Origin of the sequence: Pannonibacter sp. XCT-53, assembly GCF_009915765.1 — a bacterium.
Classification (GTDB): Bacteria; Pseudomonadota; Alphaproteobacteria; order Rhizobiales; family Stappiaceae; genus Pannonibacter; species Pannonibacter tanglangensis.
The window spans coordinates 2,150,150-2,176,430 of sequence record NZ_JAABLQ010000001.1 but is presented as its reverse complement, the minus strand read 5'-3'; the positions used below and the strand labels follow the sequence as shown (position 1 = coordinate 2,176,430).

Below are 26,281 nucleotides of genomic sequence, written 5' to 3'. Positions count from 1 at the left end.
CCAGCCGAGGTCAGGGCTTCAGCCACAAGGGAGAATGGGAATGGCCTATCCGGTGAGTGACATCGAGGGGATCGGCAAGGTCTATGCCGAGAAGCTTCACGGCGTTGGAATCAAGACGACGGACGACCTGCTCGACCGCGCCAAGGATCCCAAGGGGCGCAAGGCCCTGGCGGAAGAGACCGGCATCGACGGCAGCCGCATCCTGAAATGGGCCAACATGTCCGACCTGATGCGGATCAAGGGCGTCGCGGAAGAGTATTCCGAGCTGCTGGAAGCCGCCGGCGTCGACACGGTCAAGGAACTCAAGCACCGCGTCCCGGCCAACCTGGCCGCAAAGATGGCCGAAGTGAACGAGGCCAGGAAACTGGTCCGTCAGGTGCCCTCGGAAAAGATGGTCGAGAAGTGGGTCGAGGAAGCCAAGGCGCTTCCGGCGATCATGAGCTACTGATCAGGCTGCACACAGCACTCCGACCCGGGCTCGCGGCACCGCGGGCCCTTTTTTCTGGGTGGCCAGGACCAGCCCATCCGGACGGAGCGGAGGCTTGCGCGGGCGTCCGTGTCTGCGGTCCCGGCCCCTCGCCCTGACCCAAAATCTCAATCAAAAAAGGCCTGCGGCGAGCCGCAGGCCATAAGGATATGGGCGGACCCGACCGCGCTTTCAGACGCGGATCTGGCCGTAGCGCAGCGCCTCGACGACCGTGTGGGTCTTGTTCGTGGCGTTGAGCTTGACGCTGGCATTCTGCAGGTGGGCGTGAACCGTCCGCTGCGAAATGTCGAGCAGTTCGGCGATCTCGCTGGCCGTCTTGCCGAAGGCGGTCAGTTCGAGAACCTTCCTTTCGCGGATCGACAGGGCGCCCGGACGCTGGGCGGTGACGACGCCCATGTCCTGCAGCTTTGCAAATGCGGCGTCGGTCAGGACCTCGAGCGCGGCAAGCGTGCACTTGTCGGTCTTGAGGCTGGTGCCGGCGCAATAGACAAAGGCCTGGAAGGGATGAAGCTCGGTCACGGGAATGATCACCACCTGGGCCCCTTCGCCGACGGCAGCCAGCAGGCGCGAGTGTTCCATGTCGCCGGCGGTGACCGTCCAGACGGAGGCGCGGTTGGAGGCCAGACCGAGGAACAGGGCGCTGTCATTGGCGCTCAGGGAAACATTCTCATGCGTGCCGGAGCGGGTGTCGGCCCAGCGGATGCGCTGCACGAGACTGTCGATCGTGCGCTTGGGCATGGGCAGGCCGGTGATGAGAACATGCGTCGCACCAATGCGGCGCAGGTTGGATTCAAGGACATCGAGGACCAGCTGGGCGGATCCGGCCTCGGAAATGGTACGCAACTGCGTGCTGAGTTCAGCTTCATCCAACATGTGTGCACATCCATTTTTTCTCGGCAGCTCAGGGCTGCTCGTGTTGTTGTTGCCTCCCGAGGGAAGCAGGCTGACCCCGTTGAGGTCACGAACCGCGGCGCCGTGTTGTTGTGATGGGCGGCTGCTTCGGTCCGGGGCCCCGTTCCTCGGGAGTGACCCTTTGGAACTACGAGGCTTGCCGTTGCGGCAATTTCTCTTCTAGCCCATAAACCATAAAAATACCAACCGTATTATGTCCCAGACTGTTGCCAAATCCCGCCAATTTTCCGGTTTTGTATGTCACAATTCGATAAATTGCATCGTTACGCCAAAAAGTTGTGCCGCATAACCGCAGCGGGAAGTCCCCCCTTTCGCCTAACTTGCGCCAGGAGAGGGCCGGTGGAATAACGGGGCAGTGCAAGGAGCGGACGAAGTGGCACATCAACAGTCTGACTTTGCGGCCGACGAAGGCCGCTGGCTCGAGGCCGTCGACAAGGCGCTGAAGGGCGCCCCCCGGGACCGGCTGACCTCCCGCACGGAGGACGGTCTGGCCATCTCGCCCCTCTATGCCCCCCGTCGGGATGCCAGCCCCCAGGCCGGCCGGGCGGTCGGCGCGCCCTGGCGCATCATCCAGCGCATCGACCATCCGGATGCGGCTGCCGCCAACGAGCTCATGCTGCAGGACCTCGAGGGGGGCGCGGACGGCATCGAGCTGGTGCTGGCCTCCTCGTCCCACGCCCGTGGCTTCGGCGTTGCCGGACAGGACATCGAGGCCTTTGCCCGGCTGTTCGACACGGTCCTCCTCGACCTGATCGAGATCCGGCTCGACGGCGGCTACGAGACCTCCTCGGCGCTCGCCCTGCTGGTCGCGCTCGCCGAGCAGCGCGGGCTTGACCCCTCGCGCCTGAACCTGGTCTCCAACAGCGACTACATCGGCAAGCTGGTCCACACCGGCGTCCTGCGCAGCGAGATCCCGATGCTGCGTCGCCGGATGCTGGACATCGTCGGCTTCTGCAGCGACCGCGGCATCGCCGCCCCGATCCTCAACGGCGACGGCCGGCTCTGGCACGACCGCGGGGCCACGGCAGTCCAGGAGCTGGCCTTCACCCTGGCCGCCATCCTCACCTATTTCCGCGACCTCGAGGCCGCCGGCGTGCCCTGGGACCGCCTGCCGCAGCTGGTCGGCGTGACACTCGTGGCGGAAGCCGACCAGTTCGGCACCATTGCCAAGGCGCGCGCGCTGCGCCGGCTCTGGGCCGGCCTGCTGGAGGGCGCCGGCCTGCCGCAGATCCCGGCCAGGCTGCACATGGAAACCTCGTGGCGGATGATGACCCGCGTCGACCCTTACGTGAACATGCTGCGCGGCACGGTCGCCGCCTTTGCCGCCGGCATCGGCGGCGCCGACAGCGTCACGGTGCTGCCCTTCACCCAGGCGCTCGGGCTGCCGGATGCCTTTGCCCGGCGCGTGGCGCGCAACACCCAGGCCATCCTGATCGAGGAAAGCAACCTGCACCGGGTCGCCGACCCGGGCGCCGGCTCCGGCGCCATCGAGGCGCGGACGGAGGAACTGGCCGCCGCCGCCTGGAGCCTTTTCCAGCAGATCGAGGCCGGCGGCGGACTGCTGCAGGGCCTGACCGAGGGCCGGCCGCAGCAACTGATCCGCGAGGCGCGCCTTGCCCGCGACCGCAAGATCGCAACCCGGCGGCTGCCGCTGACCGGCGTGAGCGCCTTCCCCAACATCGCGGAGGCCCCCGTCCGGGTGCTGGCGGTGGAAACCGACGACGTCTTCCCGGCCCGGCATCCCTTCGGCCTGCCGGTGCCGGGCCGGGGCGAGCAGCTGAGCGCGGTGACCGAGGCCCTGAAGCGGGGCGCGAGCCTGATCGACATCACGGCCTCCCGCCCGCCGGTCGAGCCGCTGCGCATCGCCACGTTGCCGGTCTACCGCGTGGCGGAACCCTACGAGAAGCTGCGCGAGGCGGCGGCGGTGGCCGATCCGGCGAAGGCGGCCGTGTTCCTTGCCACCATCGGTCCGCTGGCCCAGTTCACGGCCCGCGCGACCTGGACCAAGAACGTCTTCGAGGCGGGTGGCCTGCGCACGCCCGGTGGCGAGGAAGTGGCCGACCTCCCGGCCCTTGTCGCCGCCTTCCGGGCAAGCGGCACCCGCGTCGCCTGCCTGGTCTCCTCCGACCGGATCTATGGTGAAAGTGCCGCCGAGGCGGCGCGGCAGCTGGCGGAGGCCGGCGCCGAGACCCTGTGCCTTGCCGGCAAGCCGGGCGACCTGGAGGCCAGCCTGCGCGCCGCCGGGGTCTCGATCTTCCTGCACGAAGGCTGCGACATCCTCGACCTTCTCACCGGGCTTCATGCAAGGCTGGGCCTTGCCCCGGTGCCACCTGCTCCTGCCGCGGAGGGCAGCCCGTCATGAGCCGCATTCCCGATTTTTCCCGCCTGCCGCTGCCGGCCGTCTCCCGTCCGGCCGATGCAGCCGCCGCCCGCACCTGGACGACACCGGAAGGCATCGACGTGGCCCCGGTGATCGGCCCGGATGCGATTGCCGGCCTCGGCGCCCCCGAGAGCTATCCCGGCCTGCCGCCCTTCCTGCGCGGGCCCTATCCGACCATGTATGTCCAGCAGCCCTGGACCATCCGCCAGTATGCCGGCTTCTCGACGGCAGAGGATTCCAACGCCTTCTACCGCCGCAATCTGGCAGCCGGGCAGAAGGGCCTGTCGGTCGCCTTCGACCTGGCCACCCACCGCGGCTATGACAGCGACCACCCGCGCGTGGCCGGCGACGTCGGCATGGCGGGCGTGGCCATCGACAGCATCCTCGACATGCGCACGCTGTTCTCCGGCATTCCGCTGGACCAGATGAGCGTGTCCATGACCATGAACGGCGCCGTGCTGCCGGTGCTGGCGCTCTACATCGTGGCGGCCGAAGAACAGGGTGTCGCCCAGAACCTCCTGTCAGGAACGATCCAGAACGACATCCTGAAGGAGTTCATGGTCCGCAACACCTACATCTATCCGCCCGCCCCCTCGATGCGGATCATTTCGGACATCTTTGCCTATACTTCGCAGAACATGCCGAAGTTCAATTCGATCTCGATCTCCGGCTATCACATGCAGGAAGCCGGGGCGACGGCGGACCTGGAGCTGGCCTACACCATCGCCGACGGCATCGAATATGCCCGCGCCGGTGTGGCCGCCGGCATGGACATCGACCAGTTTGCGCCGCGCCTGTCCTTCTTCTGGGCCATCGGCATGAACTTCTTCATGGAGGTCGCCAAGCTGCGCGCGGCGCGGCTGATCTGGTCGAAGCTGATGGCGGAGAACTTCGCACCGAAGAGCGACAAGTCCCTGTCGCTGCGCACGCATTCGCAGACCTCCGGCTGGTCGCTGACCGCCCAGGACGTCTACAACAACGTCATCCGCACCTGCATCGAGGCCATGGCAGCCACGCAGGGCCACACCCAGTCGCTGCACACCAACGCGCTCGACGAGGCACTCGCCCTGCCGACCGACTTCTCCGCCCGCATCGCCCGCAACACCCAGCTGTTCCTGCAGCAGGAAAGCGGCACCTGCGCCGTGATCGACCCCTGGGGCGGCTCCTTCTATGTCGAGAAGCTGACCCAGGATCTGGCGGAAAAGGCGCTGGCCCATATTGCCGAGGTGGAAAGCCTCGGCGGCATGGCCAAGGCCATCGAGAAGGGCATCCCGAAGCTGCGCATCGAGGAGGCCGCCGCCAAGACCCAGGCGCGGATCGACAGCGGCGCGCAGACCGTGGTCGGCGTCAACAGGTTCAAGCCGGTCAGCGAGGAGCCGATCGAGGTCCTCAAGGTCGACAACGCCGAAGTGCGCGCCCGCCAGATCGAGAAACTGCAGCGCCTCAGGGCCGAGCGGGACCCGGCCGTGACCGAGGCGGCCCTTGCCGCCCTCACCGAGGCCGCCCGCGAGGGCGCCGGCAACCTGCTCGACCTCTCGGTCAAGGCGGCGCGGGCCAAGGCGACGGTGGGCGAGATCAGCCTCGCCATGGAACAGGTCTTCGGCCGCCACAAGGCCGAGATCCGCTCGATCTCGGGCGTCTACAAGCGGGAGGCCGGCGCCATGTCGGACAAGGTCGCGCGCGTGCAGCATCTTGTTGAACGCTTTGAGGAAAACGACGGCCGCCGGCCGCGCATCCTGGTCGCCAAGATGGGCCAGGACGGCCATGACCGCGGCCAGAAGGTGATCGCCTCCGCCTTCGCCGACCTCGGCTTCGACGTCGACATCGGCCCGCTGTTCGCAACCCCGGAAGAGGCCGCCCGCCAGGCGGTGGAAAACGACGTCCACGTGGTCGGCGTCTCCTCGCTCGCCGCCGGTCACCTGACCCTGGTGCCGGCGCTGAAGGCGGCGCTCGCCGCGGAAGGGCGCGAGGACATCATGATCGTCGTCGGCGGCGTCGTCCCGCCGCAGGACTATGACGCGCTTTACGCCTCCGGCGCCACCGCCATCTTCCCCCCCGGCACGGTCATCGCCGAAGCCGCCATCGACCTGATCGCCAAGCTCAACGCCAAGCTCGGCTATGAGGGCAGCGCGGCGGCGTGAGGGGCAGACCGCTCTGGGCGTGAAAGGGCAGCCAGTGACCGGAGGCACCAGTCGTCCTGTGCCGCGGTCAAGCCCTTGCGATCCGGCCTGCGGTCATGTCGCGGTCACGTTGCGGACGGGGCACAGGTCCGGCACGTCGAGGCCGGGACGCAGGCTATCCTCCTCTTCCTTCTCTGGCTTAGCGGATCCCCGCCGTCGCGGGGTGGACGGGTAGATCCTGCGCGACACCGCGAGAGGTGGCCGGGGTCGCGGCCCGCTTGCCTGGCCCGCTTGTCTGGCCCGCTGGTCTGGCCCCCTTGTTGGCCCCCCTGTCAGGTCCCCCCGTCTGCTCCCTTGTCCCTGCCCATCGTCACGCCATCACCGCTGCCAGCCGCTCCAGCACGCCCGGCATCATTGTGTGCGGGGCGTTGAAACGCATGTAGGCGTCGGCGGTGCGGGTGGGGCTGAAGACGTTGCCGGGGGCAAGGACGAGGGGCGTGGGGCTTGCCCGGGCGCGTTCGGCCAGCGCGGTGGCGGATGGAGCCCGGGGGTGGCGGTCTGATTGGCCATCTGACCGGGGCTCTGGAATGCCTTCCGGCAGGCCGTCTGGCAGGCGGCACCAGAGGTAGAAGCCACCGCGCGGCATCAGGGCGGGGGTAAAGCCGAGGCGGGCGAGGGCGTGGGCGGCGTCGCGGCGGCTGCGCTCGAGACGGCGGCGCAGGTCCTCCACATGCTTGCGATAGGTGCCGCCGGTCAGGACCTCGGCAATCAGCTCGGCGGCAAGCGGGCTGGGGCCGCCGAAGCGGGTGGCGATCTGCAGGTCGGTCAGCGCCTCGATCCAGTCCGGCGGGGCGACGATGTAGCCGCAGCGCACCGAGGCGGACAGGGTCTTGGAAAAGCTGCCGATGCGGATCACGCGCTTGAGGCCATCGAGGGCAGCGAGGCGGACGGAGGGCTCGGGCTCCAGATCGGCGAAGATGTCGTCCTCGACGATCGTCATGCCGGCCGCCCCGGCGGCAACGAGGATGCGGTGCGCCACCGCCGGAGACAGGGTGGCGCCGGTCGGATTGTGCAGGGCAGAATTGGTGAGATAGAGCCGGGGCTTCTCGGTAGCGAGCACCGCCTCGAAGGCGGCCGGATCCGGGCCGGTGCCCGTGTAGGGCACGCTGACAAGCCGCACCTGATGCGCCTTCAGCAGCGCCTGGAAGTTGAAGTAGCAGGGATCGTCGACCAGCACCGTGTCGCCGGGCGACAGCTGCAGCCGGCAGACGAGATCCAGCGCCTCGGTGCCCGATCCGGTGAGCGCGAGATGGCCGGGGCCGACCTCCAGTCCTTCCTCCGCAAGGCGGGCAAGCAGCAGGCGGCGCAGCCGCGCCGAGCCCCGGCTGCCGCCATAGTCCGTGAGCACGCCGGTTTCGGCCCGGGCAAGCTGGCGCAGGCCCCGGCGGAGCGCGGCCTCCGGCATCCAGTCGGGCGGCAGCCAGCCGCAGCCGGGCTTGGGCACGCTGTCATCGGCCTCCAGCGCCAGCCGCGACACCCAGAACGGATCGACCGCCCGTGCTGCGGGAGCGGGGTCGGCGAGCTGCAAGGGCGGCAGGGCCTGCCCGGCAACGAAGAAGCCGGAGCCGCGCCGGGCGCGGATCAGCCCCTCGGCGGCAAGCCGGTCATAGGCCTCCACCACGGTGCCCGGCGAAACGGCGAGGGCCTCGGCCAGCCGGCGGATCGAGGGCAGCCGCTCGCCCGGGCCAAGGCTGCGGGCGGCAATCCGCGCGCGGATGGTGGCCATCACGGTCTCGGTGCGGCTCGGGACGGGTGCCAAGTGTATGGTCTCTGATGCTGGTACAGTTTGACGGGATTGTATCAGTCTGTGTCTGGTCGAGGAAGGGGGAGGGGTGTTCTCTTGGGAGGATGGTTGGTTGCGGAGGGGGGGGTGCCGGGTTGCCCCCACCCCTCACCCTGCCGGGTCGCCCCCCACCCCCGACCCCGGCAGGGTTGGGGGCGGGATCTTCCAAAGGCTTGAAACAGGGGCGACAGGACAGGACACAGACATGCGCATGGGACTGGAAGGCTGGGGCAGCGGGCTTGTCGGGGTGGTGATCTTCAGCGGGTCGCTGCCGGCGACGCGGGTGGCGGTGCAGGGGTTCGAGCCGGTGTTCCTGACCTCGGCGCGGGCGGTGATTGCGGCGCTCGTCGCGGCGCTGCTGCTGGTGCTCCTGCGGCAGAAGCGGCCGCAGCGGGCGGATCTGGTGCCGCTGGCCCTGGTCGCGGGCGGGGTGGTGGTGGGGTTTCCGCTCCTGACCGCCGTGGCGCTGCGCTCGATCACCTCGGCGCATTCGATCGTGTTCATCGGTCTGCTGCCCCTGGCGACAGCGCTGTTTGCGGTGCTGCGCGGCGGGGAGCGGCCGAAGCCGCTGTTCTGGCTGTTTTCCGGCCTCGGCAGCCTGGCGGTCATGGGCTTTGCCCTGATGCAGAGTGGCGGCGGGGCAATCGAGGGCGATCTCCTGATGCTGGCGGCGGTGATCGTCTGTGGCCTTGGCTATGCGGAAGGGGCGAAGCTGTCGCGGCGGCTGGGCGGCTGGCAGGTGATCAGCTGGGCGCTGATCCTGGCGCTGCCGGTGATGGCGGTGACGGGCGCGCTGAGCTTTCCCCAGACGTTGGGCGAGGTGGGCGCTCCGGCCTGGCTGGGCCTTGCCTATGTGTCGCTGTTCAGCATGCTCATCGGCTTCATCTTCTGGTACCGGGGGCTGGCCATCGGCGGGACGGCGGCCGTCGGCCAGCTGCAGCTGATCCAGCCCTTCCTCGGATTGCTGCTGGCGGGACTGCTGCTCGGCGAAGCGGTGAGCCCGGCGATGGCCTTTGCCACGCTTGGTGTCGTGGCGTCCGTGGCGGGGGCGCGGCGCCATGCCTGACGCAATCAGAAATTCTTATCGGTCCTAGTAGAAGATCCGACTTAAGTTGATCGGCAGAAGCGTCTATGGTCATCGCAGTGGCGTGGTTCCGATGCAGCATGGGGCAGTGGCCCCGGCCGCCCGGAACGGAACCGCCCGCCCGGAACTGAAGAGATCGGAGAGGACAATGGACGCGATTGATGCCAGCAAGGCCGGCAAGTGCCCCGTCATGCACGGCGGCCTGACGGCTTCCGGCAAGTCGAATGTGGAGTGGTGGCCGAACACCCTCAACCTCGACATCCTGCACCAGCATGACAGCAAGACCAATCCGCTGGGCAAGGAGTTCAACTACCGCGAGGCCGTGAAGACGCTCGACGTCGCCGCCCTGAAGGCCGACCTCAAGGCCCTGCTCAAGGACAGCCAGGACTGGTGGCCGGCCGACTGGGGCCACTACGGCGGCCTGATGATCCGTCTCGCCTGGCACTCCGCCGGCTCCTATCGCCTGGCCGACGGCCGTGGCGGCGGCGGCACCGGCAACATCCGCTTCGCCCCGCTCAACTCCTGGCCGGACAATGCCAGCCTCGACAAGGCCCGCCGCCTGCTGTGGCCGCTGAAGAAGAAGTACGGCAACAAGCTGTCCTGGGCTGATCTGATCATCCTGGCCGGCACCGTGGCCTATGAGGACATGGGCCTCAAGACCTTCGGCTTTGCCTTTGGCCGCGAGGACATCTGGCACCCGGAAAAGGACGTCTACTGGGGTGCGGAGAAGCAGTGGCTCGCCCCGTCCGACCTGCGCTATGACGACGTGCTGCGTCCGGAGACGATGGAAAACCCGCTGGCCGCCGTGCAGATGGGTCTCATCTACGTCAACCCGGAAGGCGTCAACGGCAAGCCGGACCCGCTGAAGACCGCGGCTCAGGTGCGCGAGACCTTCGCCCGCATGGCGATGAACGACGAGGAAACCGCAGCCCTGACCGCCGGCGGCCACACCGTCGGCAAGGCGCATGGCAACGGCGACGCAGGTGCCCTTGGTGTCGAGCCGGAAGCCGCCGGCATCGAGAACCAGGGCCTCGGCTGGTCGAACCCGCACCACACCGGCCGCGCCAGCGACAACATCACCTCCGGTATTGAAGGTGCCTGGACGACCAATCCGACCGTCTTCGACATGGGCTACTTCGAGCTGCTGTTCGGCTATGAGTGGGAGCTGACCAGGAGCCCGGCCGGTGCACAGCAGTGGCAGCCGGTGAACATCAAGCCGGAAGACATGCCGGTTGATGCCACCGACCCGACCGTCCGCCGCATGCCGATGATGACGGACGCGGACATGGCCATGAAGATGGACCCGAAGTATCGCGCCATCTGCGAAAAGTTCATGGCCGATCCGGAGTACTTCAAGGACACCTTCGCCCGCGCCTGGTTCAAGCTGACCCACCGCGACATGGGTCCGCGCATCCGCTACATCGGCCCGGACGCCCCGAAGGAAGACCTGATCTGGCAGGATCCGATCCCGGCCGGCCCGAAGAACTACGACATCGGCGCGGTGAAGGCGAAGATCGCCGCCTCCGGCCTGTCGGTGGCCGACCTGGTCGCCACCGCCTGGGACAGCGCCCGCACCTACCGCGGGTCCGACATGCGCGGCGGCGCCAACGGTGCCCGCATCCGCCTGGCCCCGCAGAAGGACTGGGAAGGCAACGAGCCGGCCCGTCTGGCCCGCGTGCTGGCGGTGCTCGAGCCGATCGCGGCCGAGTTCGGCGCGAGCGTCGCCGACGTCATTGTGCTGGCCGGCAATGTCGGCATCGAGAAGGCTGCCAAGGCGGCCGGCTTCGCTGTCGAGGTGCCGTTCGCCGAAGGCCGCGGTGACGCGACCGACGCCATGACCGACGCAGACTCCTTCAAGGTGCTGGAGCCGATCCATGACGGTTTCCGCAACTTCGTGAAGAAGGACTACGTGGTCAGCCCGGAAGAGCTGCTGCTCGACCGTGCCCAGCTGATGGGCCTGACGGCTGCGGAAATGACCGTCCTGATCGGCGGCCTGCGCGTGCTCGGCACCAACTACGCCGGCGCCAAGCACGGCGTCTTCACCGACCGCGAAGGCCAGCTGACGACGGACTTCTTCGTCAACCTGACCGACATGGCCTACACCTGGAAGCCGGTGGCCAAGAACCTCTACGAGATCCGCGACCGCAAGACCGGCGCGGTGAAGTGGACGGCCACCCGCGTCGACCTGGTGTTCGGATCGAACTCGATCCTGCGCGCCTATGCGGAAGTCTACGCCCAGGATGACGCGCAGGAGAAGTTCGTGAAGGACTTCGTCGCCGCCTGGGTCAAGGTGATGAACGCAGACCGCTTCGACCTTGTTGCCTGAGCGGCATCAGGTCAGGTCGTGATCCGGAACGCCGCGCCTGAAAGGGCGCGGCGTTTTCGTCTGGATCAGCCGAGACGGATACGGTCCCGACCGGCCTGCTTGGCCGTGTAGAGCGCCTGGTCGGCCCGGCGGACGATCTCGCCCCACGCAAGACCCCGGCCACCGGCCACACCGAAGCTGACGGTGAGGCGGATGTCGCGCCCGTCCGGCAGGCGAACCACCATCGCGCGCACCGCCTTGCGCAGCTTGCGCGCCACCAGCGCCGCCTCTGCCCGGCTCACCCCCTCCAGCAGGACCGCGAATTCCTCGCCGCCGAACCGGGCCACATGGTCGGTCGCGCGCACCGTCCGCCGCAACACCAGCGCCAGCTCCCTGAGCACCTCGTCGCCGGCCGGATGGCCGAAACGGTCGTTGATGTGCTTGAAGTGGTCGATGTCAGCCAGGATGAGATGCGGGACATCGCTGGCGCGCTGGCTTTCGGACGTCCTGTCGCCGATGCCGTCGATGGTGCGCCGGTTGAGCAGGCCCGTCAGGCCATCGGTCGTGGCCAGGAGATGCAGCTCCTCCGTCATCCGGCGCCGCTCGTTGAGCTTGTCCGCCACGACCTCGAGTGCCGAATGCACCAGCCGGATCTCGGCAACATGGTGCTGCCGCGCCGGTGCCGGGGCCGGCTGGTCGAAGGCCAGCGCAATGATGCTGCGCGAGGCATCCATCAGCGGATTGAAGATGGACCGCTGCAGGCTGATCACCAGCGCGACGATGAGCAGGAAAATGGCCACCGTCAGGCCCGCGGCCCAGAGCATCCCGTTCTGGGCCCGCGCCACGCGCCGGTCATGGTCCTGCAGCGACTGCTCGATCATCACGCGGCGAAGGTCTTCCAGAGGCCGCATGGTCTTGACGTAAAGCCGGCTGAACACGACCGGATCCAGCGCCGGGCCGCTGTGCGGCCGGTGGCCCGCCTGGACGAGCCGGTCACGCAGGGCAAGGCCCTTCAGGATGTATTCCTCGCGCGTGCGGTCCAGATAGCTGGAGCCATCAGGCGCCGGCGGCAGCGTGGTGGCCAGCGGTTCGAGCAGCAGCCACAGGGCCATGAGCCGGCCCCGGACCGCTTGGCTCTCGATCATCAGCGCCGGGCGGATCGGCTCGCCTGCCACCAGCGGCGCGATGACATAGGAGCCGAGGCGGCCAGCCTGCTCGCGCAGGTCCGCCAGCATCATGCCCTTGTAGATCATGTCGATCAGCTCCGGCGACGCGGCGACGATGCGCGCCGCCTCGTGACGGATGATCGATTCGATCGCGTCATGGGCCCGGAACATCGCGGTGATCGCGCCATGCACGTCGTCATAGCCGCGGTCCTCCGGCGGTCGGGACGCGGTGGCAAGGACAAGCTGGCGGGCATGCTGGAGCTGGCGCTGCAGCGTTTCTTCAAGCTCCTGCGGAACCTCCGTGCCCAGAACAGCCGCAATGGCCGCGTCGGTGCGCTGTCTGGCGAGCATCCAGTCCTCGCGCAGGCCCGGCTGGTCGGACGCAGGACCAGCCATGAAGGCATTGGCCGGCCCCCTTTCGGCCGACAGCACGTTGCTGGCGTCAAGAAGCTCCTTGAACTCGTTGATCACCTCGCCGTTGCTGCGCGCCTGGCGCAACTCGGCATACCAGGACCAGGTGGACAGGCTTGCAAGGATGACCGTGCACAGGATCGTCAGGGCCGCGATGACCCAGAGGCGGATGCGCAGGCTCGTGGACCAGTGGGGCGTCGGCAGGCGCTCGATCATGAATTCCGATATTCCCTTGCAGCAGAATAACCTTAAGGTCAGTCATACGCTGCATTAGGAAAACGAACCATTGCGATAAATGCGCAGGTGCCGTGAAGGAAAGACTTGACTGGGAGTGAAGTGTCCCAGCGGCAGGGGCCTTGCGTCTGCGGAAGCGTCAGGGGTCCGTGCGCGGCAGCGGCAGGTTTGCCGGCGTGGCGGGCGATTCGACCGTAACGGCGAGCTGCTGGCCTGCACGGCCGATGACGCGGACGACGGTGACCATCTGGTCGGCCGGATCCTCGACGACAAGGCGCAAGGGAAGGGCAATCCCGGCGCCGACGAGGATGCCGGGCGTTCCGTCCTCGGTGTCGAACAGGGTGCAGTCGGCCAGAGCGAGGCCGTCGAGGTCGGCGAGCCGGCCCGCCCTCAGGCGTGCGCGCAAGGCGGGACGGGCAGACTTCTGGCGGAACTGGGGCCTGGACTGCGCCTTCGACGGCGGCATGGCTGGGTCACTCCGGGCAGCCGGCGCAGGAGGGCACCGGACAGGGGCAGAACGGAAGGCAGGTTGCCCCGAGTTACGCCCTGAGGCTTGCGCGAGGCTTGCGGCCGGGCGCGGTCGCAAGCCCGCCGGTCATCGGGTCACCTCGTCCGGCCGATAGATCAGGATGTCGCCGGGCTGGCAGTCAAGGATCTCGCAGATTTTCTCCAGCGTCTCGAAGCGAACTCCCTTCACCTTGCCGGACTTCAGCAGCGAGACGTTCTGCTCGGTGATGCCGATCTTCTCCGCCAGTTCCTTCGAGCGCATCTTGCGCCGGGCAAGCATCACGTCCAGTTCGATGATGATGGGCATGGCGGGCGTCCTCATACGAATTGCTGGTTTTCTTCGTAGGCCAGCGCGGCCTCGCGCAACACCCAGCCCAGCAGCAGGCTCATCGGACCGAACACGAGGAAGAAGATCTGTGATCCGTCAAGCGAGAAGGCAAGGATCCGTTCGCCGGCCGGCCTGTCGAGCGTGACCAGCACCCCGCCCAGCATGTCGGTGAGGATGTCGCTGAGCCCGATGGCCAGCAGCAGCCAGCCGGTGTGGACGACCATCGACAGGCTGCGGCTGGAGTAGAAGTCGAGGCAGGCATAGCGCTCGAACAGCTGCCGGAGCTTCCACATCAGCCACAGGATCAGGCCGAAGAACCAGACGGCGACAAATGCCACCCCGATCCGCTGGGGCAGGGGGATTTCCATCACGCTGCGCTCCACCTCGCCGAACTCCACGGTCATCTCTTCCGGCGGCAGTTGGAACCACGCCGGATCCAGCACGATCCAGAGGGTGAAGGCGGAAAACAGAACCATCAGCGCGAACAGGACCGTCAGCGTCCATTTCAGGCCCAGCGACAGGCGCCGGATCTTGGCGAGCCGCGCCGCGCGGTCATCGGCCGGCTGGGGCAGGGGCGGGAGCACATCTTGGGTCATGGCAGGAAATCCTGAGGGGTCGGGACAGGTCCACTCATAGCCCCGACAGGTCGACAGCTCAAGCCGCAAATATCGCGCTTGACAAAAAAATCAAACTAAGGCTTTTTTGAATTATCGTTTCGCAATAAGAAATTTATGCAAACGAGATCGCTGACATCCCCCTGGAGTTACCCTCGATGTTCTCCCATTTCCGTACCCGGCCCCTGCGCAGCAGCCTTGCCGGCCTGTTCCCGCTGGTCCTGGGCCTTGGCCTTTCGAGCGGCAGCGCCGGCGCGGCCGACATGCCGCAGCCGCTGCCGGACTACGACCAGTCCACCGTGCTGGAGACCCCGCGCAAGAAGTCGCCCTTCGAGGGCGCCTATTTCGGTGTCGAGGCCGGCGCCTCCAGCTCGGCCACCCGGACCGAGTTCGGCTCCACCAAGAAGACCATGTCGCGGGTCGATGCCGCCTTCGGCGCCTTCGCCGGCTACAACTGGCAGGTCTCCCGCGTTGTTCTCGGTGTCGAAGGTTCCGCGACCTATCTCGGCAGCCAGTACAAGGGCCAGGTCGCCGGGCTCGGCCAGGTCAAGGCCTCCTCGCCCTGGAGCCTCGGGCTGAGAGGCCGCATCGGTCTGCCGATCGACAACTTCATGCCCTACCTGTCGCTGGGCCTGGCCGCCACGGAACACAGCTACCAGGTGCAGGGGTTCAAGGCCAAGAAGGGCATCAACATCGGAACGACCGTGGGTGCAGGTCTGGAAGTCGCGCTGACGGACAACCTGCGCGCCCGCGCCGACTATACCCTGTCCGCGATTGCTGCCGACAAGCACACCTTCGGCGGCCGCAAGGTCAAGGACTACTCGGCCAACCACCGTCTCATGCTTGGCGTGGCCTACGCCTTCTGACCCCACCCCGAAACGGTCAGGGGCCACGCCCTGCCGGACCGCCAGTGCCGTGGCGGTTCACCCAGTCCCGTCTCCGGTCCAGCCGTCATGCCCCGTGCCGCGGACCGGGGACGGGATGTCCCCCACCCGAGAGCATGCCTCGCGCCGCAAGGTGCGGGGCATTTCCCGTTCACGCCGCCGCACCCGGACATTCCCCGATGCGGGGGATCAGCCGAGCACGGGCAGGCCGGTCAGATCGGAGAGGACGGCGGCCGGGGCAAGGTCCGGATACTCGTCCGGCAACCCGGCCCGGTTCATCCAGACGGTGCGGAAGCCATAGGCGCGCGCCCCCGCGATGTCCCAGCGGTTGGACGACTGGAACGAGATCGCGTCCGGATAGACGCGGAAATGCGTGGTGACCATCTCGTAGACACGCGGATCGGTCTTGTAGGTGCGCAAGATGTCGACCGAGAAGATCTCGTCGAGCAGCTCCGTGATGCCGGCCGCCCTGGCCGCGGCTTCAAGCATCGACGGCGTGCCGTTGGACAGGATGGCAAGACGCGCGCCGGACTGCTTCAGCGTGGTCAGCACCTCCGGCACTTCCGGATAGCAGTCGAGCGCCCAGTAGGCGTTGAGCAGGTCCGCCCGCAACCCCCGGTCGGCAGCCGGGAACAGCGCGAAGGCCGTGTCCAGCGCCTGCTCGGTCAGTTGCCAGAAATCGGCATAGCGCTGCATCAGCGCGCGGACCCAGGAATACTCCAGCTGCTTCTGCCGCCAGACAAAGGAGAACTGCTGGGCGTCCGGGCCAAGCTTCTCGGCATGTTTGCGTACGGCCGCATGAACATCAAACAAGGTGCCATACGCATCAAAGACATAGGCCGAGTGGGCCATCATCGGGCTCCGTCAGGAAAGGGCAATCTGCCGAACGTTTAGGCGGCAATAGATGACTACCCGTGATCCCGGACGTCAAGCGGATTGTGCATTGCACAAACAATTTTACGCAGAAAACTCGGCATGTTGCGCAATTAAATTACCAAAACATCCGTCTGGACAGCGCGCGACCCCTGTCGGGTCAGGCCGGATCCGCCCCGGGCAGCCGCAGGCTTCCGTCGTCTGCAAGGGGCCAGAACGGATTGAAGGCCACTTCCAGCAGATGGCCGTCGGGCGTGCGCACATAGCCGGAATAGCCGCCCCAGAAGACCTTTTCCGGCGGAACGACGGCGGTGGCGCCGGCCGCGAGCGCTTGCGCATAGGCCGCATCCACCTCGGCTTCGCTGTGGCCGTTCCAGGCGAGGGTGACGCCGGACTGGGCCCCGGAGGGGATCTCGGCCCCGATGTCGCGGGCAAGCGAAGCCCTCGGATAGAGCGCCAGCGCCAGCCCCGGCAGCTGGTAGAAGGCGATCCCGTCCTGGCTCTCGGCGGAGGCGGTCCAGCCGAGCCCCTGCTCGAAGAAGCGGCGGCTGACGGCAAGATCCTCGACGGCGAGGGTGATGAGCGAAAGGCGCTGCTGCATGACGGATCCCTTGCGAAAATTCACCGCAAAGGTAGCAGAGGGGCCGGAACGTAAAAAGAACAAACGTCTCCATCCGCACGAATGTCGCGTTTTTTCGGTCGCAGCCGGCAAATGGTTGACCTGCCGGCGCGAAGGCGGTTTGGTCTGCGCCAAAACATCCAACGGGAGACACGCCATGAGTGGCTGGAGCGAAACCTGGAACTATATCGACGGCAGCTGGATCGAGGGAAATCCGCCGCTGATGGGCCCGCGCAGCCATGCGAGCTGGCTGGGATCGAGCGTGTTCGACGGCGCGCGTTTCTTTGAAGGCGTGTTCCCCGATCTCGAGCTGCATTGCCAGCGCGTCAACGACTCGGCCCTGGCGCTGGGCCTGAAACCGACCCTGCAGGTGGGCGAGATGGTCGAGCTGTCGAAGGACGGCGCGGCCAGGTTCAAGCCGGGCAGTGCCGTCTACATCAAGCCGATGTACTGGGCCGAGAGCGACGGCCCGGGCGTGATTGCTGCCGACCCGGCCTCCACCCGCTTCTGCCTCTGCCTGTTCGAGGCGCCGATGGCCCCGGCCGGCAGCGCCTTCTCCATCACCCTGTCGCCGTTCCGCCGGCCGACGATGGAGACGATGCCGGTCAACGCCAAGGCCGGCTGCCTTTACCCCAACAATGCCCGCGCGCTGGTGGAGGCCAAGTCGCGCGGCTTCGACAATGCCGTGGTTCTGGACATGCTGGGCAATGTCGCCGAGCTGACCAGCGCCAATGTGTTCATGGTCAAGGACGGTGTCGTCCACACTCCGGTGCCGAACGGCACGTTCCTGAACGGCATCACCCGCCAGCGCGTCATCAAGCTGCTGCGTGATGCCGGGCACCAGGTGATCGAGCGGACCATCGGCTATGGCGAGTTCCTGACCGCTGACGAGATCTTCTCCACCGGCAACTACTCCAAGGTGGTGCCGGTGAACCGGATCGAGACGCGCCAGATCGACCCGGGTCCGGTGGCGGCCCGGGCGCGCGACCTCTACTGGGCCTTCGCCCACGCCTGACCCTCAGGCGGTCCCCTCCGGGCGCGCGGGCCACAGCATCAGCGCGCCCGAGAGGAGGAGGCAGGCGGCGGCCGCCAGCGAGGGCAGCAGGAAGCTGCCGGTCGCCGCGGCCCCGAACCCGGCAAGGCTTGGCCCCAGCATCTGGCCAAGGCCGAAACTGGCGGTCATGGCCGCGAGCAGGCGGCGGGGATCGCCACCGGCGAGGCGTCGCGCCTCGACGAAGCCGAGCGCGGTGATGCCGACGAAGGTCCCCCCGAGCAGGGCCGCTGCCGCAAGAAGGCCGAGTGCCGACCCGCTGGTCACCGACAGGACCACGCCGACGGCTTCGAGCGCGGCAGCAAGCGCGAAGGCGCGGGCCGCCCCGATCCGGCCCGCGACCGTGTTCCAGATCAGGATCGAGGGCGCGGCCGACAGGCCGACGACGAGCCACACCAGGGCCTCGACCGGCGCCAGCGCCGGGTCCGAGCGGGCAATCACCGACACGAAGGTCGCCGTGACCACGTAGCCGAGACCATAGAGGCCGTAGGCCACCACCAGCCGGATGACGCGACCCGACAGGCGCGCGGGTGCCGCAGCCGGTGCGGGCGCAGGTCCGTCCGGCGGCGGCGTGGTGCCGAGGAGCCGGATGACGGCGACCGTCAGCAACAGGGTAAGGCCGCCGGAGGCGAGCCACAGGCCGCGCCAGCCGCTTCCGGCTGCCGCAAGTCCGGCCACCATCACCGCCGACAGCGCAATGCCGAGCCCGACGCCGGCGAAATGCACCGCAGACAGCCCCGGCCGGCCGACCCGCGCCAGTCGGTCCAGCACCAGCGCGGCCGCAAACACGAAGGCAAAGGCGCTGGCCAGCCCGCTGGCGAAACGCAGCAGGGCAAAGGTGGCAAGGTCTCCGGCCACGCCCATGGCGAGGCTGGTCGCCACGCTGGCCCCGAGCGCCCCGACCAGCCAGGTCCGCTGCTGCCCCGGCAGTCCGGGCAGCGTCGCCAGCAGCGCGCCGATCAGGTAGCCGAGGAAATTCGCCGAGGCAATCAGGCCGCCCTGGGCCGGCGACAGCGGCACGCCTTCGGTCATGAAGGGCAGGATCGGCGTATAGACGAACCGGCCGATGCCCATGGCAGCCGCCAGCGCCAGCAGCCCGCCAAGGGCGGTGAAGGCGGCGGTGGCGGTGGCGGTGCTTCCGGCCTGGGCGTCATGTGTTCCGCTGTTGTCCGGATCGGCGCGCCCCGCCGCAGCCGCCGGAGGGGCGGACGGTGGAGGTCCGGCCAAGGCAGGACCGGCCAAGGCAGGATCGGGCGGGGCAGGACCGGATAGGGCAGGACCGGATAGGGCAGGACCGGACGGGGGGAGACCGGACGGGGGAGAGTTTGACACGGGACGCCTGAACGCGAGGGCAGGAGAGGAGCGCCCCGACACCGGACGGAACCGGCCGTTTCGGGCCGGGCAGCCGCGTCCAGCCTAGCGCCTTTGTGCGGGCTGCCAAGCCTGCCTGTGCGCGCTGGCCCCGTTTTTGGGCGGCTCCTTGTCCGTTGTCCGGTGGCCGCCTGGCTCAGCGCGGCGCGCGCCAGCCGGCCGAGAGGGCCTCCGCCTCGGAGCAGAACCAACGCTCGCCCCGGCGAAGGTCAATGCGCGTGCGGCCATAAGCGGGCGACCAGGGCATGTGATAGATGCGCCCGGACGGGCTGATGTTGCCCTTGATCCGGCAGTCGCCCGGGCCTGTTTCCGCCGCCGCGCCGTCGCCGGCTGCGGCCCATTTCCGGGCCCGGTAGTCCCAGGGCGCTTCGGCAGTGCCGGCAAAGAGCCCGGTCCGGGCAGCCCGGGCCGCCGCCTCCTCCGCCACATAGCTTGCCGAATAGCGGGTGAAGGCAAAGGCATGGCCGTTCAGCACCATGGCGGCATTGATGTTGCGGCCAGCGGCCTCGCAGGTGGCAAGCCGGCGGCCATAGCCGTCCTGCGTGTCGCCGCTGCAGCGCAGCGGCCCGGCGGCGACGAGGCGGGCCAGGGCCTCGGCCGCCACCTTGCCGCAGGCATAGGAGCGGCCATCCGGCCGGCGGCAGGTCTGTGCCAGCTCCGGGGCGTCGATGCCCTCCAGTCGCAGCCGCTCGCCGCCGACGTCCAGCGTGTCGCCGTCGATGACCCGGGCCGGGGCGACCGTGTGTCCGGCCCCGGACGCGTGGCCGGGCACCACCAGCAGGAGCCCGGCCCCGACCAGCGCTGCGGCGCGAATCACCTTCAAATTCATCATCATGGCGCGAGGGTGCCCGTCTTTGCGGCGAAGGGAAGGGCGGCCGGTCGGCCGCAGCCCTGCCCGCGACCCCGACCGTCACCTTTCATGTGGACAGTCCCGGACACGGACGCACGCCGACCGGAGGTGTGACACCGCTCCTGTCCCCATGCCTGGTTTGCCTTGGCCGGGATGGAATAAACGAAGAAAAATATTTTTTAATTGCGCACCCGCCATTGCCGGGCGGCGGCAACGCGCCTATCTTGCGCAGCAACGCGGGGCGTAGATCTACGGATCCCCGCTGTGCTCTCCCCACAGGAGGCGCAGACCCGATCGGCCTGTCGTCTCCTGCTGATCATTCCTGAAGGAGAACTGTCATGTCGTTTGAACTTCCCGAGCTGCCCTACGCCTATGACGCCCTTGGCCCCTACATGTCCAAGGAGACGCTTGAGTATCATCACGACAAGCATCACCTCGCCTATGTCACCAACGGCAACAACCTGCTGAAGGACAGCGGCCTGGAAGGCAAGACGCTGGAAGAGATCGTCAAGGAGAGCTTCGGCAAGAACGCCGGCCTCTTCAACAACGCCGGCCAGCACTACAACCACATCCACTTCTGGAAGTGGATGAAGCCGAATGGCGGCGGCAAGTCGATCCCGGGCGCGCTGGCCAAGGCCATCGACAGCGACCTCGGCGGCTATGACAAGTTCCGCGCCGACTTCATCGCCGCCGGCACCACCCAGTTCGGCTCCGGCTGGGCCTGGGTTGCGGTCAAGGACGGCAAGCTGGTCATCCTGAAGACCCCGAACGGCGAAAGCCCGCTGGTCCATGGCGCCGCCCCGATCCTCGGCGTCGACGTGTGGGAGCACTCCTACTACATCGACTACCGCAACGCCCGCCCGAAGTACCTGGAAGCCTTCGTCGACAGCCTGGTCAACTGGGACTACGTGCTGGAAATGTACGAAGCCGTAGCCAAGTAAGCGGTTCTGGACGTTTGATTTTGGAAGGCCCGGCGGCAACGCCGGGCCTTTTGTCATTCCGGACGAGGGGAGCGGGAGCGACCCGATGATCCGGAATCCAGCAGATCTGTGCGAGCGCAAGCGAGCGCCCAATCGACAGAGTGTGCGGCTTGTACCGGATTGGATGTGTCGCGCTGTCGCGCGGCTGATGTCTGGATTCCGGATCTGCGGTTCGCTTGCGCTCACCTTGTCCGGAATGACGGTGGCAGTTGCCCGACCGCTGACAGGCTGGCGAAAACAGGGTACGCAAGGGGATGACCATCCGCCTGCGACCGCATCATTTCCTGTGCATGCTGACCTTTGTCGGCGAGGGCTACAGCCCGCGGTTTGTCGTCAATTATGGCCGCATCATCGACCGCATTCGCGCCGGCGAGCCCGTTGTCATGGTCGAAGGGCCGGATGACATTTGCGCGCCGCTGCTCGGCACCGATGATCCGCATTGCCACAACGACAGCGTGAGGCTGCGGGATGCGCAGGCGCTGGCGGATGTGGCGGCGTTGACGGGGCTGGCGCTGGAGACCGGTGGCGAGCTGGTGCTGGACGGGGCGCTGATTGCCCGGCTGCAGGCGGGATTTGCGGCAGGTTCCATCCGCAAGGCCTGCGGCGGGTGCCAGTGGTCCGGCCTGTGTGATCAGGTGGCCGGCAGCGGATTTGCCGGGACGCGGGTCCAGGGCGGCTGAGACAGCCGGACACGGGGAGCCGGACCATGGGGCAGATCCGGTGGTTGAGGTCCCGTGGTGAAGGGGGTCAGCGCTCGCTGTCGCTCGCACAGATGCGCTGGATTCCGGATCTGCGGTTCGCTGGTGCTCACCTTGTTCGGAATGACGGGGAGGGGGGCGATGGGCGGAGGATGGTGCGGGGGGCCGTTGGAAACGGTTCCGTTGCCGGGATGTGTGTCCTCCCGCGCCAAAAAATCTCCCGTCATTCCGGACGAGGGGAGCGGGAGCGACCCGATGATCCGGAATCCAGCGAGTAAGCCGCGCGGAGCGCGACGGGACAGATCCAGTATTGGAGTCACCTGGTGAAGTGGTTTGGCACTCGCTGTCGCTCGCACAGATGCGCTGGATTCCGGATCTGCGGTTCGCTGCGCTCACCTTGTCCGGAATGACGGGGAGGGGGAAGGGCGGAGGATGGCGGGGGGCAGTCGGAAACGGTTCCGTTGCAGGGAAGTGGGGCGTTGAGCGCCAAAAAAAGATCTCTCGTCATTCCGGACGAGGGGAGCGGGAGCGACCCGATGATCCGGAATCCAGCGAGTAAGCCGCGCGGAGCGCGACGGGACAGATCCGGTGGTGCCGTTCCGTGGTGAAGTGGTTTGGCACTCGCTGTCGCTCGCACAGATGCGCTGGATTCCGGATCTGCGGTTCGCTGCGCTCACCTTGTCCGGAATGACGGGAGGTGGTTGTCTGACTAGAGCAACATGGCGGCCGAGAGATCTTGCCATTCGGGATTGGAGGCTTCGATGAGATCGATCTTCCAGGAGCGCTTCCAGGTTTTCAGCCGCTTTTCGCGCGCAATGGCTTCGTCGATCCGCTCGTGCGCCTCTGCATAGACGAGAAGGTTTACGCGGTATCGAGAGGCAAAGCCGGGCGTATAGCCCTGCCGATGCTGATGAATGCGTTGTGGCAAAGACGTCGTCACGCCGATGTAGAGCGTTCCGTTTCGACCCGATGCCAGAATGTAGACATATGCACTCATAATGCAATTTATGCATGTGTTTCTGTCTGAATGCACGCGCTTTCGGGGCTTTTGGACCCCGTCCCTTCCCGTCATTCCGGACGAGGGGAGCGGGAGCGACCCGACGGGAAAGATCCGCTGGTGTAGTTCCGTGGTGTAGCGGTTCAGCGCTCGCGTGCGCTCGCACAGATGCGCTGGATTCCGGATCTGCGGTTCGCTGGTGCTCACCTTGTCCGGAATGACGGTGGGGGGGGCGAGGGGCGGAGGATGGTATGGGGGGGGGCGGAGTTGGAGACGCCTCTCATGCCGGGATTGGGGTCGTTGAGCGCCAAAAAAATCTCCCGTCATTCCGGACGAGGGGAGCGGGAGCGACCCGATGATCCGGAATCCAGCAGATCTGTGCGAGCGCTAGCGAGCGCCCAATCGACAGAGTGTGCGGCTTGTGCCGGATGGGATGTGTCGCGCTGTCGCGCGGCTGATGTCTGGATTCCGGATCTGCGGTTCGCTGGCGCTCGCCTTGTCCGGAATGACGGCGGGGCAATTCCGTGGTGAAGGGGTTTGGCGCTCGCGTGCGCTCGCACAGATGCGCTGGGTTCCGGATCTGCGGATTGCTGGCGCTCACCTTGTCCGGAATGACGAGTGGGGTGAGGCGGGCGGCGGCCGAGGGGCGCCGCCCGCCGGGTGAGGCTTACCGGGCCTTGAGGAAGTCGCCGACGTTCAGGAGGATGAACTCGTTGTTGTCGATGGCGTCAACGGCACGGCCCTTCGAGAAGGGGAAGTTGTTGTCGTTGGCGACGATCAGCGTGGTGTCATCCACCTTGTCGACGTTCTCGATGGTGAAGAACGGGAAGGTGAAGCGGCCGTCGGCGCGCTTGCCGAGGCGGGCAACGCCGTTCGGGTCCTTGATGTTCATCAGGTCGATGTAGGCGATCTTGCGCACCGGCTTGCCCGGCTCGACGGCGAGGTCGACAAGGTAGACGCGCTTGAACTTGGCGGGGGACTTGAAGCAGCCGGTGGTGGCGCCGTCCTTGCAGGCCAGTTCCGCATCGCCTTCGCCGTTGTCGCGCTCGATGATCAGGCCGCGGGTGGCGTCGATCATGTTGAAGTCGCCGATGGCGTGGCCGTTGGCCTCGAAGCGGTAGAGCCAGCTGCGGCCGGTCCAGGTGTTGGAGGCGGTGTCGAACTCGAGGATCGAGGCGGCTTCGTTGCCGTCAACGGTCTCGTAGGCGGCCTTCTCGACGTTCCACATCGGGCCTTCGGCCAGGGCGTAGAGCCTGGAGCCGTCCGGAGCTGCGGCAAAGCCTTCGTAGCCCTTGGAGCGCTTCAGGTTGAGTTCCGGCATCTTGCCGTCCGGGTTCGGCACGTTGACGGCGAAATGATCCGGGGAGCGGACCTTGCCGCCGTTGGCTTCGGTCTCGTTGAACGACAGGACCTTGCCGGTGGCGCGATCGACGGAGATGACGTAGGGGCCGAATTCCTCACCGATGTAGAGCTTGTCGCCCACCGGCTGGAAACCCTCGAGGTCGAAGTCGGCGCCGGTCAGGTAGCGGGTGTCGGTCGCCTCGCCGGAGATGACGAAGGGGACGATCCTGGACGGGTCGGACAGGAAGGTGGTCTTGACGACCTGGACGGAGCCCGTGGCGAAGTCCGGCTTGACCTCGTGGAACATCAGCATCGCGTCCGGCGAGTTCAGCTTCGAGCCGAAGCCGTTGTCGGAGCCGACGAGGAAGGTGCCGTTGCCGAGCGACTTGATGCCGGAAAAGCCCTGCACCGGCTGGCCCTTGATCGGCAGGGTCTCGCCCGTGCCGGCTTCCGTGGTGATCCGCACCGGGGTCTTGCCGGTGAACTTGCCGGAGGTCTGCAGCACGGCCGGGGCATCGGCCGGGGCGGCGACGAAGGTCCTGGCCGGCAGGACGGCATGGCCGGCGAGCGTGGCGGTGAATTCCTGCTGCGCAGCGGCGCTAAGGCAGGTGGTCATGAGCAGACCGGCGGTAAGGAGAAGACGCAAGGAAGCCTCCCAGGCTCGAGGATCGGGACGCGTGACGCCCGGGGCGCCACGGTGCCTGGAGCCTTAAGCGAGGGCTGCAACAGCCAGATTACACAGCCGGGAAAGGGTCAGCGGGCATCCGGCAGCGCCGGGACCGCCTTCAGGTAGGCCGCGATGGCCATGCGGTCCTCCGGCGTGAGCCGGGCCATGTTTTCCTGCACCGGCACCATCTCGCCACCGACGGAATCAAACTCGGGCGTGAAGCCCGTCTCGAGGTAGTAGGCAATGTCGGCGGCACTCCAGTCGCCGATGCCCCCCTCGCCGCCGGTGATGTTGGGAATGCGGCCCGCGCCGGTGGCCGCGGCTGCGCCCGCCAGCCAGCGGCTGCGGTCCAGACCGCCGAGCCCGTCGCGCGGGGTGTGGCATTCGCCGCAATGGCCGGGGCCTTCCACCAGATAGCGCCCGCGGTCCAGCTCGGCGTTGCCCGCCGGCACCGGAACGACCGGGGCAGGATCGAGATTGGCGAGCTTCCAGACGCCGACGCCCTGGCGAACGCTGAAAGGGAAGGAGAGCTCGTGCGCCGGCGCCCGGCCGGCGACGGCGGGCAGCGCCAGCATGTAGGCAAAGAGATCCATCACGTCGCCGGGCGTCATCCGGGCGTAGGACGTATAGGGAAAGGCCGGGTAATAGTGCTCCCCGGACGGCGACACGCCGGCCAGCATGGCATTGGCAAAGTCGGCCCGGGTCCAGCCGCCGATGCCATCGGTGGCGTCGGGCGAGATGTTGGGTGCGACGAAGGTGCCGAACGGCGTGGCGAGCCGGAGCCCGCCGCCAAGCCGCAGCTTGTCCTCGCCGGTCGCCCCGGGGGCCGCATGGCAGGAGGCGCAGCCGCCGGCGTGGAAGACGGCTTCACCGCGTGCGGCATCGCCCTCGGGGAAGGCGGCAAGCACGGCCGGGGGGAGGGGACGCGGGGCCGTGACGAGCCAGGCCCCTGCGGCCCCGGCTGCCACGACCGCGAGGGCCAGGGTCAGGATCTTGCCACGCATCCCCGCGTCCCCGGACCGGTTACTTCTGCACGCGATAGGCTTCGTGGCAGCTCTTGCAGCTGGCCAGCACCGGCCCGACGGCGGCCTTGAAGGCGTCGACATCGGCCGGGCCATCCTTGCCGGAGGCCTGGGCGGCCGCGCCGGTGGCGGCGGAGAACTTGGCGAGCGCAGCCGAGAACCCGGCCGCGTCGTCCCAGATCTTCGGGCTGGCGGTGGTGTTGGCAGCCGTGCCGCTGCCGGCCGGGAAGAAGGCTCCGAAGGACAGCGCGGCCGCATTCAGCGACACGATCGCCGCCCGGCCGGCCGCCGGGGAATAGGCGATGTCGCCCTTCATCATGCCGCCCGACAGCGCGGCGCTGGTCGCCACCGACTGCATGAGGGCCTTGCGGGCGGCAACCGGATCATCGGCGGCCTGGGCGGCAGACAGGGACATGGTCAGGGCAACCGCCGCAGCGGCCAGGGCAAAACTCTTCATGCAAATCTCCCTCGATGCAAACCTTCGCGACACCGGTCCGCCTCTCCATAGAAGAGGATGCGGCCGGTAACGCGGAAGTC

23 protein-coding genes are annotated in these 26,281 nt (G+C 67.5%); 9 read left to right on the top strand and 14 right to left on the bottom strand.

Annotated features, from left to right (window positions below; genetic code table 11):
• Positions 1 to 40 precede the first annotated feature (40 nt).
• A complete protein-coding gene (locus GWI72_RS09660) occupies positions 41 to 448 on the top strand; it encodes a DUF4332 domain-containing protein (protein WP_161674349.1) in 408 nt (135 codons plus the stop codon).
• Positions 449 to 658: 210 nt separating this feature from the next.
• On the opposite strand, the gene GWI72_RS09655 is transcribed toward GWI72_RS09660, so the two are convergent.
• The gene (locus GWI72_RS09655) at positions 659 to 1,360 is read right to left on the bottom strand and encodes a helix-turn-helix transcriptional regulator (RefSeq protein ID WP_161674347.1); all 702 of its coding nucleotides are present in this window, start codon (positions 1,358 to 1,360) and stop codon (positions 659 to 661) included.
• A 412-nt stretch (positions 1,361 to 1,772) separates the two neighbouring features.
• Between GWI72_RS09655 and GWI72_RS09650 the strand changes: the two genes are divergently transcribed.
• Positions 1,773 to 3,761: a methylmalonyl-CoA mutase family protein gene (locus tag GWI72_RS09650; protein ID WP_161674345.1), complete on the top strand. Its 1,989-nt coding sequence runs from the start codon at positions 1,773 to 1,775 to the stop codon at positions 3,759 to 3,761.
• Positions 3,758 to 5,920: a methylmalonyl-CoA mutase gene (scpA, locus tag GWI72_RS09645; RefSeq protein WP_161674343.1), complete on the top strand. Its 2,163-nt coding sequence runs from the start codon at positions 3,758 to 3,760 to the stop codon at positions 5,918 to 5,920. Before GWI72_RS09650 ends, scpA begins: the two co-directional genes overlap by 4 nt.
• Before the next feature lie 349 nt (positions 5,921 to 6,269).
• Here the strand turns inward: scpA and GWI72_RS09640 are convergent, their stop codons facing one another.
• Complete coding sequence (locus GWI72_RS09640) at positions 6,270 to 7,685, bottom strand: aminotransferase-like domain-containing protein (RefSeq protein WP_161709143.1); 1,416 nt, start codon at positions 7,683 to 7,685, stop codon at positions 6,270 to 6,272.
• Positions 7,686 to 7,947: 262 nt separating this feature from the next.
• On the opposite strand from GWI72_RS09640, the gene GWI72_RS09635 reads away from it, so the two are divergent.
• Positions 7,948 to 8,808 (top strand): DMT family transporter, encoded by an 861-nt coding sequence (locus GWI72_RS09635; protein ID WP_209000084.1) that lies wholly within the window; start codon positions 7,948 to 7,950, stop codon positions 8,806 to 8,808.
• 166 nt (positions 8,809 to 8,974) lie between these two features.
• Complete coding sequence (gene katG / locus GWI72_RS09630; protein ID WP_161708502.1) at positions 8,975 to 11,152, top strand: catalase/peroxidase HPI; 2,178 nt, start codon at positions 8,975 to 8,977, stop codon at positions 11,150 to 11,152.
• Positions 11,153 to 11,217: 65 nt separating this feature from the next.
• Here katG and GWI72_RS09625 read toward each other — a convergent pair whose 3' ends face one another.
• The 4 genes from GWI72_RS09625 to GWI72_RS09610 form a co-directional block, all read right to left on the bottom strand.
• A complete protein-coding gene (locus GWI72_RS09625; RefSeq protein ID WP_161708501.1) occupies positions 11,218 to 12,924 on the bottom strand; it encodes a GGDEF domain-containing protein in 1,707 nt (568 codons plus the stop codon).
• Between the two features lie 157 nt (positions 12,925 to 13,081).
• A complete protein-coding gene (locus GWI72_RS09620; RefSeq protein WP_161708500.1) occupies positions 13,082 to 13,408 on the bottom strand; it encodes a hypothetical protein in 327 nt (108 codons plus the stop codon).
• Between the two features lie 129 nt (positions 13,409 to 13,537).
• Positions 13,538 to 13,756 carry a helix-turn-helix domain-containing protein gene (locus tag GWI72_RS09615; protein WP_161674335.1) on the bottom strand — a complete coding sequence of 73 codons (219 nt, stop codon included), beginning with the start codon at positions 13,754 to 13,756 and terminating at the stop codon, positions 13,538 to 13,540.
• Positions 13,757 to 13,767: 11 nt separating this feature from the next.
• Positions 13,768 to 14,373 carry a DUF2975 domain-containing protein gene (locus GWI72_RS09610; RefSeq protein ID WP_161674333.1) on the bottom strand — a complete coding sequence of 202 codons (606 nt, stop codon included), beginning with the start codon at positions 14,371 to 14,373 and terminating at the stop codon, positions 13,768 to 13,770.
• A 176-nt stretch (positions 14,374 to 14,549) separates the two neighbouring features.
• Between GWI72_RS09610 and GWI72_RS09605 the strand changes: the two genes are divergently transcribed.
• Positions 14,550 to 15,257, top strand: coding sequence for an outer membrane protein (locus GWI72_RS09605; RefSeq protein WP_209000083.1), 708 nt, complete (start codon positions 14,550 to 14,552; stop codon positions 15,255 to 15,257).
• 207 nt (positions 15,258 to 15,464) lie between these two features.
• On the opposite strand, the gene GWI72_RS09600 is transcribed toward GWI72_RS09605, so the two are convergent.
• Together GWI72_RS09600 and GWI72_RS09595 are read right to left on the bottom strand one after the other, a co-directional pair.
• Positions 15,465 to 16,127, bottom strand: coding sequence for a haloacid dehalogenase type II (locus tag GWI72_RS09600; RefSeq protein WP_161674330.1), 663 nt, complete (start codon positions 16,125 to 16,127; stop codon positions 15,465 to 15,467).
• 181 nt (positions 16,128 to 16,308) lie between these two features.
• Positions 16,309 to 16,749 (bottom strand): VOC family protein, encoded by a 441-nt coding sequence (locus tag GWI72_RS09595; RefSeq protein WP_161708499.1) that lies wholly within the window; start codon positions 16,747 to 16,749, stop codon positions 16,309 to 16,311.
• A gap of 175 nt (positions 16,750 to 16,924) precedes the next feature.
• Here GWI72_RS09595 and GWI72_RS09590 point away from each other — a divergent pair, with 175 nt between their 5' ends.
• The gene (locus tag GWI72_RS09590; RefSeq protein WP_161708498.1) at positions 16,925 to 17,782 is read left to right on the top strand and encodes a branched-chain amino acid aminotransferase; all 858 of its coding nucleotides are present in this window, start codon (positions 16,925 to 16,927) and stop codon (positions 17,780 to 17,782) included.
• A gap of 3 nt (positions 17,783 to 17,785) precedes the next feature.
• On the opposite strand, the gene GWI72_RS09585 is transcribed toward GWI72_RS09590, so the two are convergent.
• Together GWI72_RS09585 and GWI72_RS09580 are read right to left on the bottom strand one after the other, a co-directional pair.
• Positions 17,786 to 19,045: a YbfB/YjiJ family MFS transporter gene (locus GWI72_RS09585; protein WP_209000082.1), complete on the bottom strand. Its 1,260-nt coding sequence runs from the start codon at positions 19,043 to 19,045 to the stop codon at positions 17,786 to 17,788.
• A gap of 280 nt (positions 19,046 to 19,325) precedes the next feature.
• The gene (locus GWI72_RS09580) at positions 19,326 to 20,024 is read right to left on the bottom strand and encodes a thermonuclease family protein (protein WP_161708497.1); all 699 of its coding nucleotides are present in this window, start codon (positions 20,022 to 20,024) and stop codon (positions 19,326 to 19,328) included.
• Positions 20,025 to 20,377: 353 nt separating this feature from the next.
• On the opposite strand from GWI72_RS09580, the gene GWI72_RS09575 reads away from it, so the two are divergent.
• Both GWI72_RS09575 and GWI72_RS09570 read left to right on the top strand, forming a co-directional pair.
• A complete protein-coding gene (locus tag GWI72_RS09575; protein ID WP_161708496.1) occupies positions 20,378 to 20,980 on the top strand; it encodes a superoxide dismutase in 603 nt (200 codons plus the stop codon).
• A gap of 293 nt (positions 20,981 to 21,273) precedes the next feature.
• Positions 21,274 to 21,699 carry a DUF1284 domain-containing protein gene (locus tag GWI72_RS09570; RefSeq protein WP_161708495.1) on the top strand — a complete coding sequence of 142 codons (426 nt, stop codon included), beginning with the start codon at positions 21,274 to 21,276 and terminating at the stop codon, positions 21,697 to 21,699.
• A 727-nt stretch (positions 21,700 to 22,426) separates the two neighbouring features.
• Here GWI72_RS09570 and GWI72_RS09565 read toward each other — a convergent pair.
• The 4 genes from GWI72_RS09565 to GWI72_RS09550 form a co-directional block, all read right to left on the bottom strand.
• A complete protein-coding gene (locus tag GWI72_RS09565) occupies positions 22,427 to 22,714 on the bottom strand; it encodes a GIY-YIG nuclease family protein (RefSeq protein ID WP_161708494.1) in 288 nt (95 codons plus the stop codon).
• A 667-nt stretch (positions 22,715 to 23,381) separates the two neighbouring features.
• Complete coding sequence (locus GWI72_RS09560; RefSeq protein ID WP_161674705.1) at positions 23,382 to 24,671, bottom strand: esterase-like activity of phytase family protein; 1,290 nt, start codon at positions 24,669 to 24,671, stop codon at positions 23,382 to 23,384.
• A gap of 137 nt (positions 24,672 to 24,808) precedes the next feature.
• Entirely contained in the window at positions 24,809 to 25,726 is a 918-nt protein-coding gene (locus GWI72_RS09555; RefSeq protein WP_161708493.1) for a cytochrome c, read from the bottom strand.
• A gap of 19 nt (positions 25,727 to 25,745) precedes the next feature.
• Complete coding sequence (locus GWI72_RS09550; RefSeq protein WP_161708492.1) at positions 25,746 to 26,201, bottom strand: c-type cytochrome; 456 nt, start codon at positions 26,199 to 26,201, stop codon at positions 25,746 to 25,748.
• Positions 26,202 to 26,281 lie beyond the last annotated feature (80 nt).

What these genes read in the sequence shown, in the direction of transcription:
- GWI72_RS09660 (WP_161674349.1), top strand. Translation starts at nt 41, where the DNA reads ATGGCCTATCCGGTGAGTGACATCGAGGGGATCGGCAAGGTCTATGCC.
- GWI72_RS09655 (WP_161674347.1), bottom strand. Translation starts at nt 1,360, where the DNA reads ATGTTGGATGAAGCTGAACTCAGCACGCAGTTGCGTACCATTTCCGAG.
- scpA (WP_161674343.1), top strand. Translation starts at nt 3,758, where the DNA reads ATGAGCCGCATTCCCGATTTTTCCCGCCTGCCGCTGCCGGCCGTCTCC.
- GWI72_RS09640 (WP_161709143.1), bottom strand. Translation starts at nt 7,685, where the DNA reads ATGGCCACCATCCGCGCGCGGATTGCCGCCCGCAGCCTTGGCCCGGGC.
- GWI72_RS09635 (WP_209000084.1), top strand. Translation starts at nt 7,948, where the DNA reads ATGCGCATGGGACTGGAAGGCTGGGGCAGCGGGCTTGTCGGGGTGGTG.
- katG (WP_161708502.1), top strand. Translation starts at nt 8,975, where the DNA reads ATGGACGCGATTGATGCCAGCAAGGCCGGCAAGTGCCCCGTCATGCAC.
- GWI72_RS09625 (WP_161708501.1), bottom strand. Translation starts at nt 12,924, where the DNA reads ATGATCGAGCGCCTGCCGACGCCCCACTGGTCCACGAGCCTGCGCATC.
- GWI72_RS09620 (WP_161708500.1), bottom strand. Translation starts at nt 13,408, where the DNA reads ATGCCGCCGTCGAAGGCGCAGTCCAGGCCCCAGTTCCGCCAGAAGTCT.
- GWI72_RS09615 (WP_161674335.1), bottom strand. Translation starts at nt 13,756, where the DNA reads ATGCCCATCATCATCGAACTGGACGTGATGCTTGCCCGGCGCAAGATG.
- GWI72_RS09610 (WP_161674333.1), bottom strand. Translation starts at nt 14,373, where the DNA reads ATGACCCAAGATGTGCTCCCGCCCCTGCCCCAGCCGGCCGATGACCGC.
- GWI72_RS09605 (WP_209000083.1), top strand. Translation starts at nt 14,550, where the DNA reads ATGTTCTCCCATTTCCGTACCCGGCCCCTGCGCAGCAGCCTTGCCGGC.
- GWI72_RS09600 (WP_161674330.1), bottom strand. Translation starts at nt 16,127, where the DNA reads ATGGCCCACTCGGCCTATGTCTTTGATGCGTATGGCACCTTGTTTGAT.
- GWI72_RS09595 (WP_161708499.1), bottom strand. Translation starts at nt 16,749, where the DNA reads ATGCAGCAGCGCCTTTCGCTCATCACCCTCGCCGTCGAGGATCTTGCC.
- GWI72_RS09590 (WP_161708498.1), top strand. Translation starts at nt 16,925, where the DNA reads ATGAGTGGCTGGAGCGAAACCTGGAACTATATCGACGGCAGCTGGATC.
- GWI72_RS09580 (WP_161708497.1), bottom strand. Translation starts at nt 20,024, where the DNA reads ATGATGATGAATTTGAAGGTGATTCGCGCCGCAGCGCTGGTCGGGGCC.
- GWI72_RS09575 (WP_161708496.1), top strand. Translation starts at nt 20,378, where the DNA reads ATGTCGTTTGAACTTCCCGAGCTGCCCTACGCCTATGACGCCCTTGGC.
- GWI72_RS09570 (WP_161708495.1), top strand. Translation starts at nt 21,274, where the DNA reads ATGACCATCCGCCTGCGACCGCATCATTTCCTGTGCATGCTGACCTTT.
- GWI72_RS09565 (WP_161708494.1), bottom strand. Translation starts at nt 22,714, where the DNA reads ATGAGTGCATATGTCTACATTCTGGCATCGGGTCGAAACGGAACGCTC.
- GWI72_RS09560 (WP_161674705.1), bottom strand. Translation starts at nt 24,671, where the DNA reads ATGACCACCTGCCTTAGCGCCGCTGCGCAGCAGGAATTCACCGCCACG.
- GWI72_RS09555 (WP_161708493.1), bottom strand. Translation starts at nt 25,726, where the DNA reads ATGCGTGGCAAGATCCTGACCCTGGCCCTCGCGGTCGTGGCAGCCGGG.
- GWI72_RS09550 (WP_161708492.1), bottom strand. Translation starts at nt 26,201, where the DNA reads ATGAAGAGTTTTGCCCTGGCCGCTGCGGCGGTTGCCCTGACCATGTCC.